This is a genomic window from Rhodopirellula sp. J20-39 (assembly GCF_057365095.1).
Window position 1 is genome coordinate 3313253 of the sequence record NZ_CP195123.1, and the last position, 17956, is coordinate 3331208.

At 56.2% G+C, this 17956-nt stretch carries 14 protein-coding genes; 7 read left to right on the plus strand and 7 right to left on the minus strand.

Annotation, left to right across the window (positions count from 1 at the left end; genetic code table 11):
* Window positions 1-191: 191 nt before the first annotated feature.
* The gene (locus ACR3ZL_RS12050; RefSeq protein ID WP_486173488.1) at window positions 192-1202 is read right to left on the minus strand and encodes a ThuA domain-containing protein; all 1011 of its coding nucleotides are present in this window, start codon (window positions 1200-1202) and stop codon (window positions 192-194) included.
* 387 nt (window positions 1203-1589) lie between these two features.
* Between ACR3ZL_RS12050 and ACR3ZL_RS12055 the strand changes: the two genes are divergently transcribed.
* Complete coding sequence (locus tag ACR3ZL_RS12055; RefSeq protein ID WP_473652900.1) at window positions 1590-3014, plus strand: peptidylprolyl isomerase; 1425 nt, start codon at window positions 1590-1592, stop codon at window positions 3012-3014.
* Window positions 3015-3077: 63 nt separating this feature from the next.
* On the opposite strand, the gene ACR3ZL_RS12060 is transcribed toward ACR3ZL_RS12055, so the two are convergent.
* Window positions 3078-5126: a dockerin type I domain-containing protein gene (locus ACR3ZL_RS12060; RefSeq protein WP_473652899.1), complete on the minus strand. Its 2049-nt coding sequence runs from the start codon at window positions 5124-5126 to the stop codon at window positions 3078-3080.
* Between the two features lie 440 nt (window positions 5127-5566).
* Here ACR3ZL_RS12060 and ACR3ZL_RS12065 point away from each other — a divergent pair, with 440 nt between their 5' ends.
* From ACR3ZL_RS12065 to ACR3ZL_RS12080, 4 genes are read left to right on the plus strand one after another with little or no spacing between them, the layout of a single operon-like run.
* On the plus strand, window positions 5567-6391 hold the full coding sequence (locus ACR3ZL_RS12065) for a pathogenesis-related transcriptional factor and ERF protein (RefSeq protein WP_473652898.1): 825 nt from the start codon (window positions 5567-5569) through the stop codon (window positions 6389-6391).
* A 6-nt stretch (window positions 6392-6397) separates the two neighbouring features.
* Window positions 6398-8611: a protein kinase domain-containing protein gene (locus ACR3ZL_RS12070; RefSeq protein ID WP_473652897.1), complete on the plus strand. Its 2214-nt coding sequence runs from the start codon at window positions 6398-6400 to the stop codon at window positions 8609-8611.
* Window positions 8608-9348 (plus strand): RNA polymerase sigma factor, encoded by a 741-nt coding sequence (locus tag ACR3ZL_RS12075; RefSeq protein WP_473652896.1) that lies wholly within the window; start codon window positions 8608-8610, stop codon window positions 9346-9348. The genes ACR3ZL_RS12070 and ACR3ZL_RS12075 overlap by 4 nt, the downstream gene beginning before the upstream one ends.
* Window positions 9348-10814 (plus strand): anti-sigma factor family protein, encoded by a 1467-nt coding sequence (locus ACR3ZL_RS12080; RefSeq protein WP_473652895.1) that lies wholly within the window; start codon window positions 9348-9350, stop codon window positions 10812-10814. Before ACR3ZL_RS12075 ends, ACR3ZL_RS12080 begins: the two co-directional genes overlap by 1 nt.
* A gap of 166 nt (window positions 10815-10980) precedes the next feature.
* Here the strand turns inward: ACR3ZL_RS12080 and ACR3ZL_RS12085 are convergent, their stop codons facing one another.
* From ACR3ZL_RS12085 to ACR3ZL_RS12095, 3 genes are all read right to left on the minus strand, one after another.
* On the minus strand, window positions 10981-11862 hold the full coding sequence (locus ACR3ZL_RS12085) for a class I SAM-dependent methyltransferase (RefSeq protein WP_473652894.1): 882 nt from the start codon (window positions 11860-11862) through the stop codon (window positions 10981-10983).
* Window positions 11859-12419: a DinB family protein gene (locus tag ACR3ZL_RS12090; RefSeq protein WP_473652893.1), complete on the minus strand. Its 561-nt coding sequence runs from the start codon at window positions 12417-12419 to the stop codon at window positions 11859-11861. The genes ACR3ZL_RS12085 and ACR3ZL_RS12090 overlap by 4 nt, the downstream gene beginning before the upstream one ends.
* A gap of 138 nt (window positions 12420-12557) precedes the next feature.
* Window positions 12558-12992: a thiol-disulfide oxidoreductase DCC family protein gene (locus tag ACR3ZL_RS12095; protein ID WP_486173489.1), complete on the minus strand. Its 435-nt coding sequence runs from the start codon at window positions 12990-12992 to the stop codon at window positions 12558-12560.
* Window positions 12993-13153: 161 nt separating this feature from the next.
* On the opposite strand from ACR3ZL_RS12095, the gene ACR3ZL_RS12100 reads away from it, so the two are divergent.
* A complete protein-coding gene (locus ACR3ZL_RS12100) occupies window positions 13154-14878 on the plus strand; it encodes a hypothetical protein (protein WP_473652891.1) in 1725 nt (574 codons plus the stop codon).
* A gap of 3 nt (window positions 14879-14881) precedes the next feature.
* Window positions 14882-15556 (plus strand): hypothetical protein, encoded by a 675-nt coding sequence (locus tag ACR3ZL_RS12105; protein ID WP_486173490.1) that lies wholly within the window; start codon window positions 14882-14884, stop codon window positions 15554-15556.
* Window positions 15557-15717: 161 nt separating this feature from the next.
* On the opposite strand, the gene ACR3ZL_RS12110 is transcribed toward ACR3ZL_RS12105, so the two are convergent.
* Together ACR3ZL_RS12110 and lpxD are read right to left on the minus strand one after the other, a co-directional pair.
* Entirely contained in the window at window positions 15718-16668 is a 951-nt protein-coding gene (locus ACR3ZL_RS12110; RefSeq protein ID WP_473652889.1) for an LpxI family protein, read from the minus strand.
* Window positions 16665-17849, minus strand: coding sequence for a UDP-3-O-(3-hydroxymyristoyl)glucosamine N-acyltransferase (gene lpxD / locus ACR3ZL_RS12115; protein WP_473652888.1), 1185 nt, complete (start codon window positions 17847-17849; stop codon window positions 16665-16667). Before lpxD ends, ACR3ZL_RS12110 begins: the two co-directional genes overlap by 4 nt.
* Between the last annotated feature and the right edge of the window lie 107 nt (window positions 17850-17956).

The following is a 17956-nucleotide window of genomic DNA, read 5'->3' on the forward strand; positions in this document are numbered from 1 at the left end:
ACTTGGCACCTGGTCCGTTGAGCCGAAGTCAGATGTCGTTGAAGCTCTCGAAGTCAGGCGATCTGATTGGCCGATCGGGCCAATGCACGATAAATGGGATCGCGGAAATGGATCGCGGAACCTTCTACAGAGACCTCTTTCCTGCAGAGTTTATCTGCAGGCACGCTTTTACTGCTGGCTCGTTGACGGGCTTAGCCGGCGATAGACAACTCAAACCGTTTGGTGATCTCTTCCATGTCGAACTTCTTCGGTTTCGGGTAATCCTGGTTTTCCAGCAAGTCTTCCGTGGTGACTTCAGGCAAGGACTTACCGCTCGGTTCGATGGTGTCACCGGCGGTCCAGCGGATCGCGTTGGTTACCAATCGACGCATCGGTTCCTGTGCCCAATTCCAGTGGAAGTGCCCACCGGTCAAACCAAAGGATCGACCGCCTAGGTCAGGCTCGTAAGCCCACGCAACGGTTTGCAGTTCGCCAGCGGCGACGCTCTTGCGAACGGTCGGGTTGCCCGAGTGAGCACCATCGGGGCGCCGCATGGTTTCTTCCGGTGCAACGGCTTGTAACAGCGGCGTGACTTTTCCCTTGTTCGAAAATCGCATGTGGAAATACCACTCGTCTTCGGAGTGAAAGGGTTTCACGTTGGTCGTGACAGGGTGCTCGGGCAACGTTTTGAAGTCAGCGACCCAGTGCGGGTTGACGCTGTAATTGACTTCGAAGTGACCGCCGAGCAATTCGGTCCAGTCATCGCCCGATTCGCCGGGCAGCATTTCGACCGCATAATGCAGGGCAACTAATCCGCCGCCACGTTTGAGCAGTTGACGGATTTCATCTCGGTGGTCCATAGCGACGTGGCGTTTGCCCCCATCGCTGTAAAGCACAATCGCATCGGCCGATTCAACCTTGGATGCATCTTCGGGCCAACCACGGACGACTTCGACGGAGATGTCATCGCTCGCTTCCAAGACGGACTCTTCCAGCATTTTTAAGCCAGCGTAATGTTCGTGGGCCCCATAACCATGGCTGGGAGCACCCGCGATCATGAGAACCTTACGCTGTTCTGCCGAAGCTTGGCTCGATGCTGCGAGGATCGTTGCGACCGCGATGCACAAGACGAGGAACGATGTGGACAACGTCGCGGAGAAGGAACGACCGGAGCGAGAAAGAGATAGCGGTTGAAGTCGGTGCATGTGAGGCGTCGTTTGCATGGAGTACTGGCAGTGGTGGGAAATGCGGGTGGGAATCGACACGTCGAGGCAGGAATGCTGTTGAGACAGAAATACTGTCGCAACAAAAACTGGAGAGAACTGGAACGTGGGTGGTCACGCCGACAGACTCTTGTGCAGCGTTCGTGTGTCGCGGCGAACAATCATCGGTTCGCGAGTGACCGCAATTGTAGTACAGTGCCATGCGAGGTGACAGTAATGCGGGTCAATTCCGGATGATTCGCATCGACACGCTGCACCGTTCCGCGAACGAGCGTCCCTTGAGTGCAGCATCAACAAGTTGCGTGAACATTTTGCCGGTCCGAACTGAAACCTGCGACAGTGCGTAATTGCGCGGAAATCCCGTTATCTAGAGTTGGAATCAATTGCATGTTGCGACGTTTTGAGTGGACCCTGGCTGCTGTAGTCGCTTGGTTCGTTGTGCCGGTTTTGCCGTCGTTCGCCCAGGAAACTCCCCAAACCGCTACGTCGGAGGCATCGCATCCAGCGGGACCGCATTCGCATGGGCCAGACGGTGAGCCGATCGTCGAGGGGGCGAATCCGGAAGGATCAGCGGAGGACGGAAGATTGCAGTCGTTGCTCGCCCCGGAGCGAACTTCGAATATGGACATCCAAGACGATCCGGAGATCCTGGAAAAGCTGGTCAAGGAACTGCCTGAAGATATTCAGCCCGAAGCCCGAGCGGCGTGGGAGCTATATGAAGAGATCAACGTTCAGCTCGCCGAAGCGATGGGCGCGTTGCGGACCACCCAGCTTCGCTATCGCAACGACTTGGACCGAACGCCGGCTGCGATCAAGCGTTACCGTGAAGAGCGAAATGCGGTTTGGGAATTGATGCAGAAGGAATTCACTGCCGCCTTGGACATGATTCGGTACCTGCCCAGTTCGGAGGCTGCCAGCTATTTGGTCACGATGCTGCAGTACCGTTTCGAATCAGATATCTACGACGAAGAAACATTTGAGGCCGCCGCCCGTTTGCTCGATTTGGGCCAGAACCTTCGTTTCCTGTATTTGATTGGTGCTCGTTCGGCAGTCGTCGAAGGCAAGTTCGAGTCGGCCAAACAGGTCTATGACGCATTGAAGGATGAAGATCTCGAAAAGACCGACATGGCGTTGAAGTTCCAGTTGGAAGACCTGGAAAAGCAATATTATGCGGAACAAAAAGCGATCGAGGCAGCGGATCCCGACACGCTACCTCAGGTTCGGTTTGAAACGACGATGGGTAGCTTCTTGGTCGAGTTGTTCCCGGATTCGGCGCCGTCAGCGGTTGCCCACTTTTTGAAGCTGGTGAATGAAGGCTTTTATGATGGAGTGGATTGGTCGGTCGTAACGCAAAACGTTTTGGCGTTGACCGGGGATGTTTCCGGTGATGGGCGTGGCAATTCCGGAGACTTTTTGATCGACGAGCACGGGCAAGAGAATTCTCGCAACGCGTTACGAGGCTCTTTGATCATGGCCAAGATCCCGTTGGACAAGGGCGAATTTGTGCCGAACTCGGGCAGTTCGCAGTTCGCGATTGCGTTCTTGCCGATTGTGGCGGTTTCCAGCAACCAGACTGTCTTCGGCCGCGTCATCGAAGGAATGGACGTGGTGTCGCGTTTCCGCCGTGTGGACCCGACCAAGGAAAAGAAGAAGAACGAGGTGCAATTGCCGCCGGACTCCGTCATCTCGTCAGAAATCGTCCGACCCGGCAAAGACTTGCCTAAGCCGAAATACGTTGATCTTCAAGAAATGATGAACGAGGCAATCAAAGCCGGCCTGGTCCGCCCCAAAAACCAACCAGCTCAGAATTAGCTATTAGCTATTAGCTATTAGCTATTAGTCCTGTGGTCCTGTGGTCCTGTGGTCCTGCAACACTTAATCAAACTTCGCAAACTTCCCCGTCACATCGAATGTCTCGATCGCTTCGTCAAACAAAGCGGTACGTCGTTCATCGTTGTTGGAGGCTTGCGGTGCGGCGATCAACGGAGCCTCGGCGATGGGTTCGGGATCGCCTGGGTTGCTGCCGAAAATCTTGTTGATCACCAACAGGGCGTCTAGTGGATCGATGATGCCATCGCCGGACACGTCAAAGAAGTCATCGCTGACGATTGCCGTTGAGTAGGCGTTCGAGATGTCAGGGAATAAGTTGATCTGATTGATGATCAGCAACGCGTCCAGCGGAATCACATCGTTATCGCCGTCAACATCGGCTGGTTCGAGAACATTCGTGCGGGTCGATTCGGTGGCTGCGGCGAAACCACCGGGAACGGTCAGTGCAAACGTTCGGGCGGTCGACCGCGGGAAGAAAATCAACGCGTACGACTTTCCGGCTTCGATGGTCGCCGAAGCGATCCCCGTGGGGCTGTAATCGCCGATCGTGTTTCCCCTGGGATCCACCAGCAACACTGCACGGCTGATCTGGTCCACGTTATTGGCTTGCACGCTGATCGTCCGAGTCGTGGTGGCCCGGAACATCACCGCTCGCGGTTGATTGTCGCCGGCGACCGAAAGCGTGTTGCCGATGTCCTCCAAATCCAACAACGGCACGACAGTCCAGTCCACGCCGTCATTGTCGAAGATCGTTAGACGAAACACAGACTGATCGCCAACGTTGGCGGACGCCGAATCGACGACCGATAACGTGACCGCTTCGGTGTTTTCAAAGGTCGTGTCGTCGACAATATCGATTGCGACCGTGGCGGTCGTTGAGTTCGGAGCGAAGGTCAGCAAGGTCGTTGAAAAGGCGACGTCGGAGCTTTCAGACGCGATGCCGGAAACGACGATGGGAACCGAAACGGCGGTGGATGTCGCCCGGTTCAGCGTGGCACTGACCAGCACTGTCCCCTCGTTTTCCAGGACGACCAATGACGAACTGTCAAGATTGACGGTTGGTTTGGTGTTGGACACCACATCCCAACCGATGTCGTCCAAAATCGCGAAATCCAATTCCGATGGCAGGTAATTCTCGACCGAAGGGGTCATCAGCGTCTTTTGAATCTGCAGCACCGACGGGGCCACGTGACGCGCGGCTGATGGTCCATCCAGCGGCAAGTTCCCGCTTCCCTCATAGGCCTGGCGGGTTTTGGGGCCGGTGAAGGTGAAGTTGCTGACTTGATCGATGTAGGAATCGGAAATGCCGACGCCCAGCACGTGTGAAAGTTCGTGGACGGCGAAGCTCAGAAACCGGAATTGACCCTCTTCAAGCGGTTCGTTTTCGTAGCTCCAGCGAGACGTGGTTTCGCTGCGGTTGTCGAAGCTGATCGAGGCAACGAATGGAGCAAAGTCACGAGAGCCGGCACCGATCGTTTGTCCTTCACCGCGGGTCGTCAGCGTGCTGACGAAACTCGTGCACGCGGCGTTAGCGGTTGCACACTGGTAGCTAAACGGCGCTTGCACACCGACCGCAATCGCACGCGTGTCGGCACCCAAACTGGAAAGGTTGCGAGACCCGACGTACACAACGATTTCATTAGCCTTCACCGAAAAGCCCGACGGCAGGCTTTGCACCGTACCAGTCGATGGGTTCTGGAAGCCCGCTTGCCAAGTGTGGGTTGAATTCGATGCCGGGATTGCGGCCAGCGTGTCTCGCAAACGATCAGTCAGGATTTCGCCTGCCCGTTCTAATTCGGCGCGGCGGTACGCGTTCGCGCCAGAGAAGTAGCCGTTGTCTCGGGAATAGTCGAACGTGAAATAAACCGAATTGGGTGCCTCGCCTTCAGCGACCAACTCCGTATCAGCGGTGCTGCTGTTTTGAAACGCATCCGCAATATCGCCAGCGAGCATTTGCCGACTATCAAGTTGTTGGAATCGCAATGCACGACCGCGCCGACGCGGCTTCACGCTTGCACGCGAGCGCGTTTGAACGCTTCGGCCGTTTGGACGATCGCCGAGGAAACTCTTCGGGCGAAGGAATGATTGAATCATGAAGAAGTCAGGCCAAGGCTAGAGGCAGGCAGACAGCAGAAACGTCACATTGCGTATACAAAATAACAGACGCTAAAACCGGCGCAAATATTACAAATTTTCGGGTTTTTTAAGGGAAAGTGGGTTCCGATCATTTTGAGCACCAGGATTCGGTTTCGTCCCTTTCTATGCTCCGCTTGCGCCCCGCTGTAAGGATGCCCGCTAACCTTAAGGGCGTCCGGACGACCCAAAGGGTTTGAATGTCGCGTTCTGTCGGGGGGGAGTTCGTGAATGGAGCCAGATGACCGCTGCGAGTGACCATCTGGACGTCCTAAAGTGCTTCGGTTCAACGACTTGTAAACCGCAGAAACCGTGATTCTAATGTCCGCCAACCCAAACATTTAATAGTACATGCTTGCCTAGCTAAGTCATTATGGCGGCGATTTAACAGGAGCGAACTTATGTCGATTAAGACTGTCCGAAAAGGAATCACCCGTTTAGAGATCCAAGGCCGAAAAGGGTATCTCGTCCGCATTTCGCGACAGGGCGAACGCGTCAATGAATACTACGCGGATTCGACATGTGGTGGGAAGGCAAAAGCCTTCGCGGAAGCTCAAGCTGCGTACAGCCGTTTGCTGGAGGAATACGGTCCTGCCGAGACAACGACAAAGAACAAGCTAACGAATCGGAATACGACGGGTGTTGTGGGTGTACACCTGGCTTATTCCAACGATAATCGATACCCCGATTGTGAGTACTACGCGTACTGTGCGTCTTGGGTAACCGAGGGCGGTAAGCGGCAAAAAGCGAGCTTTGCTTTCAATAAGTATGGCGAAGACGCTGCATTTGAACTGGCCGTATTGGCGCGAAGTGAAGAGAATAACAATCGTGACGAAGTGGTCGCGAAGTTCGCCAAGACCGCCAAGGGCAAACGCTTGCTAAAGTCGGTCAAGAAAACCGTCAAGAAGCCAGCGAAGGCCGCTGGCAAGTCGGTCGCGAAATCGGCCGCTAAAAAATCGGTGAAGAAGAGCGTTCGCAAGGCAGCCAACAAAAAATCCGTTAAGAAGTCGACCGCTCGAAAGAATACAAAGAAGAAAACAGTTAAAAAGAGTGCAAAGAAGGCGGTTAAGAAGACCGCCAAAAAGTCAGCACGCAAGCAGCCCGCAGCTAAGAAAACAGCGAAGAAGTCGCTCAAGAAGAAAGTCGCCAAGAAATCGGTAAAGAAGGCGACTGCCAAGAAAAGCGTTAAGAAGGCTGCGAAGAAGAAATCCACCCGCCGCCGTTAGGGAAGAATGACCTCGTTATTGGACACGATCGCAGGCGATGATGGGCTTGCTAGCCGCTTAGCGGCGCAGGCCGTCGATTCTCAAACGCTGACCATTGTGCCCGAATCCCTCGGCGTCGCCGCGTCGTGGAGCTTGGCGAATTCGCTCAGCAACTCGACCGTCGACCCTCCCGCTCCACGAACACCCTTCGCTCGGCATCCGATGGAAGGGTTTGTGCCGGCCCGCAAGGTGGTGTCCTATGGGCAATCGCGGACGCCGAAAGATTGTGCGTCCGACACGATTGACGATACCGAATACCGCTTGATCGGAAAACTCGGTAGCGGCGGGACGGCGATTGTTTACCAGGCCCATCAACGGGCCATCGACCGCGAAGTTGCGATCAAGCTTCTGCGTCGCGAACTCGCCGACGATCCGTCGTCCCGGCAGCGGTTCTTGACCGAGGCACGCGTGATCGGTTCGCTCGATCACCCCAACGTGATCGCGCTGCATGATTTGTGTGTTGATAGCGATGGGCAGTTGTTCTATTCGATGAAACGCATCGATGGGACAAGCTGGAGTGAACAGCTCGGCGAGCTGAGCGTGGAAGAGAACGTGAAGATCCTGTTGCGTGTCGCTGACGCGATCCGCTACGCCCATTCACGCGGTTTGATTCATCGCGATCTGAAACCTGACAACGTCATGTTGGGGCGATTCGGTGAAGCGTTGGTTGCCGATTGGGGACTGGCGATCGCGATTGAGCAAACCGGAACCCGTCGGGACAAGTCGCCCGAACAGACGCAACCTGAAAATGCACCGGAGCAATCTTCAACCCCAGATCAAACCAGTAACACGGATACGTTGGTTAAGTCGCCGCCGCGGTCCGGTGCCATCGGTGGCACGCCCGCCTACATGGCTCCGGAACAAGCGATGGGTGGTCTGGAACTGCTGGGCCGGCATACCGATGTGTATCTGCTGGGCGGGATCCTGTATCGCATCCTGACTGGCAAGCCTCCGCACCATGGCAATAACCTACTGGAGTGCATTCACGCGGCGGCGAATAATGTGATTCAGCCCACCGATGTTAGCGGCGAGTTGATGGACGCGGCGATGTGCGCCATGTCGATGGATCCGAAGGACCGGTTCTCGAGCGTCGAAGATCTGATTGCCGCAATCACAGATCACCGGACGCACCAGGAAAGCGAACGATTGGTTCGTCGCGCAAAGCGGCGGGTCTGGCCTGAAGACGGGCAAATCGTCGAATCGGTCGATCCTTATCAGCGGTTTCGCGTCGGCGAAGCGTTGTTGAACGAAGCGATCGCGTTGTGGCCTGGTAATCGAGGCGCGACTGAAACGCTAGCTCGCACGCAATTGGAGTTCGCTCGCTTCGCGGCCTCGCACGGCGACTTGGATTTGTCGCTGATGTTGTTTGAAACGGCCGGCCACGGGGATTCCGAAGCCGCCAGTCGTGTGCGGCGAGAACGCGAACACCGTGAACGTGTCAACGAAAGCCAAGCGAAGTATTCGGCGTTGTTCACGCAATCGCCCGATGCTGGGTTGTTGATCCGTTGGAGCGATGGTGTGGTGATGGAGGAGAACCAGGCGTCGCTGGAGATGCTGGGTTATGAAAAAGGCGAACTGGTGGGCCGCCGAGTTTCGGAGCTTTCGATCTGGGTTTGCCGCAATCGCCGCGAAATGTTCGTGAAGCAATTGGCCAAGGATGGGCGGGCCGATAATTTCGAGACTCAGTTTTCTCGAAAAGACGGCGAGTCCGTGATCGATGTATTGATCAGTGCACGAACAGTGGATGTCGGCGGGGAAGAAATGTTGTTGTCGACGTTCCGCGATATCACTCAACGCCGCGAAACGGAACGGAACCTGGAACAAAGTCGCCGGCGACTGCGAGACCTCCAGCGTTTGGCGGGGTTAGGTACTTGGACTTTCGATCCGGCGGCGGAAACGGTTCACTGGTCTGAAGAGGCGTTTCGGATTACCGGACGCAATCCAAGATTGGGGGAACCGTCTTTGCGAGAGTTTTTGTCTGCAATCCATCCCGAGGACCGTGAATCTGTTCGTGACGCGATCTCGCTAGCTGCCACTCACGGGGCCTCTTACGAAATCGTTTATCGACTTCGAGACGACGAAGGAAATTATCGCAAGTTACTCGCCCGAGGACGTCCCGTGCTGGATGAAATGGATCGCACGATCGAAGTCTACGGAGTCTTGCAACAGCTTCGCTCATGAGTGTTTCTGAATCGACCATCCTCCGATACACCCAAACGGATCCGGACGTGCGACTGATGTTGCGTGTCCGAGATGACGATGCGAGTGCGTTTGAAGAGATTGTTCGGCGTTACCAGCCTCGTTTAATCCGTTTGATGCAACACCTCGCTCCCCATACCGGACTCGCCGAAGACCTCGTGCAAGAAACGTTCATGCGTGTCTTCCGAGCTCGGCACAGCTATCAGCCGGGGGCCAAGTTTTCCACTTGGTTGTTCACGATCGCGGGGAACGTGGCTCGCAACGCCAAGCGAACACAATCCCGTCGGAAAGAGTCCAGTGAGTCCGACGCGGTACGTAGTTCTGCGGTGGACGAAGATGCACCGGGGGTGACCGCGTCCGCTTTGGATGCCAGTGGGCTGATGCCGACTCGCCAAGCTGAAAGTGACGAACGCGCGAAATTAGTACGATCCGCGGTCGCTGCACTGAACGAACGGCAGCGGATGGCGTTGATCTTATCGCGTTTCGAAAACATGAGCTATCAAGAAATCGCCGACACGATGGATCTGACTACCAAGGCGGTGAAGTCGTTGCTCAGCCGAGCTCGTTTGAGCATGAAAGAAACATTGCAATCGTACATTGATGACGGTGTCCTGGATCCCGACTTCTCTAGATCAGAGCCTTTGCCCACGATCGATGTGATCCCGGTGACTTCCGGTTCGACAGATGTCGATTCGAGTTCCAGCGACGAGGATTCGTGATGATCAAGCATGATGATGAATCGCAATGGGACGATGACGCACTCGATGGCGATGATGAAGCTTTGGTTGCCTATCTCGATGGCGAACTAGAACGGGATCAGCGTGGCGAGTTGGAACAACGTCTCGTCCACGATGAAGCATTGCGAGGACGTTTACAGTCTTTGCAACGAGGCTGGGACTTGCTGGACTTGTTGCCATCACCGGTCACGACCGAGCAAAGCGTGCAGTCGACGATGGAGTTGGTCGTTGCGGACGTGCAGAAGTCGTTGGCTAATATTTCCACCGATTTCGACTTCCAGTCCGAAGCCGGAGGCTCGGGTAATCCATCGACCGCGAGCTCACATGCGAAACCAAAGGTGTTGCGTTGGTTGCGTGCGGCCGTGATTCCCGTCGCTTTAGCCGCGATCGCATTCTTGGGTGTGCGGGTTTGGTATACGAGTCTCGCAAGCGATGAAGTGAAGGATTTTCCTGTCGCGATTGACATGGATGCGTACGCGTTGGCTGATCGAACAGGTTTGATCGACGACTTGGTCGACTCGCCCCGGTGGCGAAGCGTGGTGGTCAATTCGGTTGTACCGGAAATCGATGAGTTGATTCGGCCAGCCTCGGCGGATGGATCGGCTGACGAGGATGCTGAAGCATTGGGCGACGATGTCTTGTCGACGAACCAAGATCTTGCGTCGGCGTTGGAACAGATTGCACCGGAGCAACGCTTGATTGCGTTATCGCGAATCGAGCGATTTGAACAACTCGACGAAGCGGCAAAGATGTCGTTGCGTGAACAAGCGAAGAACCTGTCGCAGCATCCCGATGCCGCATACCGGTTGGAGGTCCTACGCGACTACGCCCGCTGGCGAGAACAGCTCAGCGATGAAGCGATCATGGCGATCGAGACCAGCGAGGGTGAAGCTCGGCAGTTAGCGATCGATGAAGCGATGACCGAAACGATCACGGCACTCGGTCGCGTCACGGGACGCAGTCTGAGTGAAGAGGCGATCGAGCGAATCGATTTCACGGTGATCCAGATCGTGAAAAATCGAATCCAGGAAGAATTGGCGAAACCGGAAAATGAGCGTGCCAGTTACGTGAATGAACGACTGGTACGGATGATCTCGCAAGGCAGTCGTCGTGGTTCTGGGGCGATGTACCGAACGATTGCGAGCGGGTATCTGTTCCGGAAGTCTGGCGGCAGGATCGAGCCACTCGATTCAGACGAACTGGACATGATCGAAGCGATGTTGCCCGAGAAGGACGCGAACATGCTGCAGGCCTACGTTACCGACCCGTGGGTGCGATCGCTGATTCTAGAAGACTGGGCCGAAGAGGCGGTCCGCCGCAAAATGCGTGGCCGAACGAGCACGCCCTCACTGCCGGACCGCTACGAATCATTGCCCAAAGCAGAACGCGAAATCGTCGATCTGATGTCCCCCGAAAAAGCCCGCCAATGGCTGATCGAATCGAAGTAGGACGGGGAGAAGTGGGGCAGTGGTGCAGTGGCGCAGGACCACAGATGTGCAGTTTCGTATCCATGCAGCCAAACTCCTGTGTTCCTGTGTTCCTGTGTTCCTGTGTTCCTGTGTTCCTGTGTTCCTGTGTTCCTGTGTTCCTGTGGCCCTGGTCAACTGTGGCCCTCTAACCCCTCCTCCTCAACACATAAACCACATCTTCGGTGGTTGCGTCGACTTCGATGGGTTCGTTGAAGTCGTAAGCGAAGTCGTACGTTGCGACGGTTTCCCATTTGCCGCTGTGTGCAATCAACGAGTTCATCTGGGCTGGCGTGTAGCTGCGTAATCGCAACACGTCGCTGATGCGGAAACTGTCTCGGGGCGTGTGGATGTCGAAGCAGATGCCGAAGCATTCCAGTCGCTTCTTTTTGTCGCGTGAGATTTCCCACATTTGCGTGTTGATGGCGAGGTGGCCACGTCGGGCCGCCCAGGCTTCACCATCGCTGGGGATCGCTTCGGTGGGGGTCAGGTGCACGCCCAGCAAATAGATTCCGCCAGGCCGAACGATGTCCGCCATGCATTCCAGGTGAGCACGTGATTCCTTTTCCGAACCAACATGCCGAAAGCTGTTGATCGTGTTGAAAGCCACCTTCGCCGGTCCGTCCTTACGGCGCGACGCGGGCAGGATTCCCTTGAAGTCGCTACGTTGAAAATCGCACATGTCGGCAACGATTGCTGCTTCGTCGAAGCCATGTCGTTGCAATCGCTTGTTGCAAAAGTCGACGGCTTTCGGGTTCAGGTCCAAGCCGAAAGTCGGATATCCTTTTCGCAGCAACGCGTAGATTAGCCGTCCGGTCCCACAAGCTGGTTCAAAGAACCATTCGTTGGCACCCTTCCGCGATGGACTCGCGTATTCTTCGGTGCACTGCAGTATGAACCGGGTTTCTGCGGCGACATCGGCGCCGAAGACCAAATCGTAGTACTTCGGATGGTCGTAAATCGATTCTTCAACCGTCCGCGGTTGCCCTTCAACTGGTTCAGACGCGGTCGTTTTCGAGGATGCGTTCATCGAACAGATTCCAGGCCAAGGCCGCGACGAATTAATCCAATCTGACCGGCGTGTAAGGTTTCGTGCATGGGGCAAAACAGCACTGCACCCAGCTTGCATGGGTACGCCGCATACGGCATGTCCAGTGGGTCTAGCAAAGACGCCGCGTCGACTTGGGAAACTTCCTGCATTGCCAGTTCATGAACGCAGGCCAGCTTGTCGAAAAGCTCGTCCGGTGACATCTGGCCTTCCGCCGTGTCCGACGGTTTGCTGCCGCGTGCGTATGCCTTCCGAAAGCGACCGGGGATTAATTCCAGATCGTCGGGGTGGCGGCCTCGCATGCGAAACATCAACAAACCGTATTGACTGACCGCCAAGTGCCCGACCTGCCAAGCGATGTGCGATGTCGAGCCGGACGGGCGTTCGTACCAAAGTTCACGCGGCGTGGCGCTAAGTAGCTCGAGCGTGTAGGCTCGCGCGAATTCAATTTGTCCGATCGCCGACTTCAGCATGATCGCTGCTTCGTCGCTGGTCGGAAGATGGGGGCTGGGCGTGTCGCCGGCGGAAGTGTCGTTCATGTCCAGGTTTTAATGGACGACGCTAGGAATGCCCAGACGGAGTGCTAAACGGGCTGGAATGTCAGCAGGCAAGGCATTTCGGAATGGGATCACCGAGGCTTCCCGCGAGGCCTTGGCCCGAGCAATTAACGGCGAACCTCAACGCCGCAAATGGATCGAGCACGTATCGCCGTCGCAGTCCGGTTTGCCGCCAAAGAACTTCTGGGAAATCCAGTAGCGATTACGGCCGACGAAGCGATACAGGGAACGCCACAAGCTGGCCGTTCCCGGCACGTGCAGTATCGGGGCTGCGACCCATAACATCGGCAGCCGGCGACTGAGGTAGCGAACCGCGTCGGCTCCCCCGTGGTGGTTGCCATCGCCGTCGACGACCACCATTTCCTGCATCAGCATCTCGTGGGTTAGGTGCGGGTATCGTTCTCCGGTTCGCTCGTCATGTAGCGATAAGAATGCCAGTTTCTTGTCGCCGCGATCCAATTGATGCAAACGCTTCACGCCGCTGGTGCAAAAGCTGCACTGCCCGTCGTAAATGACGACGTCGCGGTCGGGAAAAGTGTCTGGATCGGGTAACACAGGATTCAAGCGTCAAGGTAGATAGAAAAGGAAACATGCCCGCAATTCGCAAGATTTGATACACTTATTGTACCGTCGATCTCACGTTCGCCTAACCGGGCATTTTCTTGAAGTGCCAATCCCCCGACGGTCGAAACGCCCAAAACACGGGAAAAAGAAGCATGGCTCACGCTGATAGCGACATTCTACGTAAGGTTGACTCCGCACGGCGTCGCATGATTTTGGGGCTGTTTGGCCGCGGTTTCGCTGTGACCGCGTTCGTTGCATTGTTGGTTAGCACGATCGCCGTCTCCGCGATGGCGGTGATCCCGCTATCTCAAATGCTGAGCTGGGTTGGGATGCAGTCGCCCGATGCTGGATTGGCCGAGACCGCGCCGCGTGACTGGATTGCGTTTTGGTTGGTGGTGACTGGCATCCTGGCGGTGATTTCAGCCGCTGTGTTCACTTGGTTACGATCGCCCTCGCGTATGGACGTTGCCGCCGAAGTCGACCGCCGGTTCGGGTTACGCGAGCGGCTGAGTAGCACGCTGGCAGTCCAGGCGGACACACGGCACGCGACTCAATCGACCTTGGCCGATGCGTTGATGAACGACGCGTCTAGCAAAGCGAAGTCGATTCACATCCCTGAGCAGTTCCCGCTTCGCTCAACCCGTCAAGCGTGGTTGCCGTTGTCGATCGTGCCGATCTTGGCCGCGATGATTCTGGTCGTTCAACCCGCGACGCTGACGGACTCGCCCGACTCCGTTGTCGTCGATTCGTCCGAAGTGCGTCAGGTGAAGGCTGCCGCGGCGGATTTGAAGAAACGGCTTGAGCAACAACGTAAGTCGGCTGAGGAAAAAGGGCTGAAAGAGTCTCAAGAGTTGTTCTTGAAAATGGAAAAGCAACTCGATCAGATCACGAAGAGCGAAACGCTTAATCGCAAGGATGCACTGATTCAGCTCAATGAGTTAAAGGACCAGATCCAACAGCGGAAGGATCGCATCGGGTCGCCTGAGCAATTGCGAAAGACGTTGTCGCAGATGAAAGGAATGGAGGGCGGGCCAGCGGCCAAGGTTGCCGAGCAAATTCAAAAAGGCGACTTTGGCAAAGCAGCCGAAGCGGTCAAAGAACTCGCGAAGCAACTTAAAGAGGGCAAGCTAAGCGAGAAGCAAAAACAAAAGCTCGCCGAGCAGGCCAAGAAGCTAAGTGACGAGCTTAAGAAGGCTGTCCAGCAACACGAGCAAAAGAAGGAGCAGCTTCGTGAAAAGATTGAGCAGGCCAAACGGGAAGGTCGCAACGAAGACGCTGCGAAGATGCAGCAAAAGCTGAACGAGGCTGAGGCAGCGGACGCTCAGATGAAACAAATGGAGCAGATGTCCAACGCAATGGAATCGGCCGCTGAAGCAATGAAGAATGGTGACGCCCAGGCTGCCGCTGATGCGATGTCGGAAATGTCGGACCAGCTCGGTGACATGCAATCGGCGATGAGCGAACTAGAAGATCTGCAATCGGCAATGGATGAGCTATCGCAATCCAAAAGCCAGATGGGTTGCCAGAGTTGTGGTGGGGAAGGGTGTCAGGCATGCCAGGGTGGTTCCGGTATGGGTGAAGGTGGCAAGCCCGGCAATGGCCTCGGACGCGGATCCGGCGAAGGTGATCGTCCGGAAGAGGAAACCGATACGAACAGCTACGACACCCAGGTCCGTGGTGACGTCAAACGCGGCAAGGCGATCATCGCTGGTTTTGCAGACGGCCCCAACCGCAAAGGTGTCACTCGCGAACAGATCAAGAGCGTGATCGAGTCAGCGATCAGCGAGGAAGGTGACCCGCTGGAAGACCAGGTTTTGCCGCGGGAAGAACGCGACCAAACCCGGCAGTATTTCGACAACCTGCGTGAAGGGCTTTAGCGTATGCGATCGCAGGACGGTAGCGTGTCGACTGGAAACGATCCGCTAAGAAACGATCCGCTAAACAGCGACCGAGTTGAAAAGAGCAATCGCGAAGGCGTTGAGTTGGGCAGTGCACCAGACGGTGGGGTCAGTAGTTCGGTTCTTAATGGTGATCGATCGGCGAGGCTGCGTGTCTTTCCGACCGCGGTGTGCATCGTCGCTCTCGTTGCATGGCGTATCGCCTGGTTAACGGCCGGAGTCCCCAACGTGACTGCGGATGCCGACATTGTTCGAGCAAGCATCGAATATCCCGTTGGCGCTTACCGACTTTCGTTTGCTGACGCACCAGGCGATCCGCAACGATTGCCAAGCGATGTGGTTGTGAACAATGCTGGCGTCGATGTCTGGGACGCCTCGCTTTCGGTATGGATCACACCCGGTGACGATGGCATGCCCGGCTGGGCGACTTGGGATGACAACCAAAATGGAACCGTCGACGAGCCCGCCGAACTGGGGGCTGCATGGAGCGATGATTATTGTGTTGTTGAACTGCCCAGCGAGAACGCTGCGGCAAGGCAAGAATCACCCAGCGGAAGAATCCTCGACCACGGCGGCTATCGCCCCGCCAAAGAAACGGAACCAAATCACCGTACACGCCTAGTCGTCGAAATGCCCCCACACCCAAGCGGAACCTAACCCCCGTCGGAGTCCAGCCTTCAGCCTGCCCACACGCAACCATACCCGTTGGAGTCTAGGCTTCAGCCTGTCCACGCGCAACCGAAAACAGGCTAAAGCCTGAACACCAGCTATCCCAAAAGCCAAGGACGCCTAAGCCGCATCCTCACCCCCAACCAACGCTACGAAGCGTTGGCAAGTCGCGACGTATCATTCGCCGCCTCAACCTGATCGGCGGAGATCGATACGATCGCAACGCCTAAGCGATCGGCGAGCTGGATCGTTTCGTCGTGGTCTAGCAAGATCGTCCGGTCCGCTTCCACGGCGATCGCGACCCCACCGGCGTCGGCCACGTTTTGGACGGTTTGAGTGCCAATCGTGGGCACGTCGAATCGCATGTCCTGGTTGGGTTTACTGACCTTCACCAGCGTCCAACCACCACGTTTGCAAAGCTGACCGGCGCGGGCGATACAAGCGTCGGTTCCTTCGATCGCTTCCACAGCGATCACGGTGCCGTCCTTGATCGCCACCGCCTGGCCGATATCCAAGCCGCCCATCGTCTTGGCAATTTGCCAACCGAAGTGAGCGTCGCGAGTCGTTCCCGGCGACAACGTTCGCCTTGTCAATTGACCTGACTTCACAAGTAGCTCCGGTGCAAGGGAGGTGGCCGAGCAGATTTCGATTCGGTTGGATTGGTAGGTGTCGATGACTGCGGTCAATAGTCGGTCATCGCGAGCGTCTTTGTTGCGTCCGATCAACAACGGCCCAAAAGTCCGCACGCATGTTAGGTCCGGAAGATGCCTCAGCCATAACGACCCGCCGTATAGTAGGTCGGATTTAAATAGCTTGCCCGCCATAGTGACGTGCCGCACTTGTTCGCGTTTGAAGAACCGCAGGTGCTTTCCGAATCGGCCCACTCCTGACCACAGCACGCGATCGCATACCGATTCAATTTCCTTGCCAGCATGACCGGTGATTGCAACACAAATGACCTGGTGGCCGCTGGCTTGTAAGCGTTCAGCAACCGTGATTGGAAATCTTCCCCAACCGGCGACAAGGCCGACCGGTGAGCCTGGTGTAAGTTGAACCGGTGCGTCGTGACGAATCGTGTCTGTCATGCTGCCGTGGGTCATGCCGCTTTGGTATGTTTGGCGACCGTGGGAGTTTCGATCGCCGCCGGTGTGATTTCCAGTGCAGCGGCGGCCTGTTCGGCCTGTTGTGTTAGAGCTTCGACTTGTTGTTTGAGCTTTTTCAGTTCACGTCGCATTTCGGGCAATCGTCGCTTGCCCGCCACAGCCTGCATTTCTTCACGCAGGACCGTTGCAGGCGAGCCCATGTAAACCCCGGCCGATAGGTTGTCCATCACGCCCGATTGAGCACACACCACCACCTTGTCGCCTAGGTCGATGTGATCCTTCAGGCCAACTTGTCCGGCCAGCACAACGTAATCGCCAGTCGAGCAACTGCCTGCTATGCCCACTTGGCTGCAGATCAAATTGTGTTTTCCGATTCGGCAGTTGTGTGCGATCATGACTTGGTTGTCGATCTTCGTGCCTTCGCCGATCAACGTCGCTCCGTAAGTGCCACGGTCGATCGTCACCGCTGCACCCACTTCAACATCGTTTTCGATTTTGACGTATCCCAACTGAGCCGTGGGGATGTGCTTGCCGTCGATGTTGCGGTATCCAAATCCGTGGGCACCGATGACCGTTCCGGCGTGCAGCGTGACCCGGTCACCCAATCGAGTGAACGAGTACAGGGTAACGTTAGGGTGCAATACGCAGTTCGCGCCAATCTTGCAGCCGGCGGCGATGGACACGCCAGCATGAATCTGGCATCCCGGTCCAATCGTCACGCCAGCACCGATCGAAGCGGAAGAGCTGATTTGTACGGACGGGTGGATCTCTGCGGAGGAATGAACGCCGGTCCCGGGGACACTTTGTTCCATTGGCGGCCGGAAGTGCAGGATCACCTTCGTGAAAGCTTCATGCGGATCGGCGGCGACTAATTGCCAGGCCGGACCCGCGTGATCGATTTGTGCAGGCGTGATTTCGACTGGCGTGATCACGACCAAGGCTTTGCAGTCACGCACAACCGAGACATTTTTGGCCTGATCCACCATCGTGATTTCGCCCGCGATGGCTTCCATCGGAGGAGCCGCCCCACGACAGAACGTTTCTGACATCGGCATCGATTGGGGCGATGGGTTGCCGACCAACGGCATTAATTGGCCACCGGTGCGTTCGACCAGTTCGGCAAGCGTCAGCCGAGTGGTGTCGCAATCGTATGTGGACGTCTCGTGTACAGTTGTCATGCCGTGAATCCCTCAAGCCAATCCGTGCTTCTTACAGATTCGCTTGTACTGTTTCACAGCGTTCCACTGCAACGCTGAAATTCCACGTTCACTCGATCAGGGCCCCC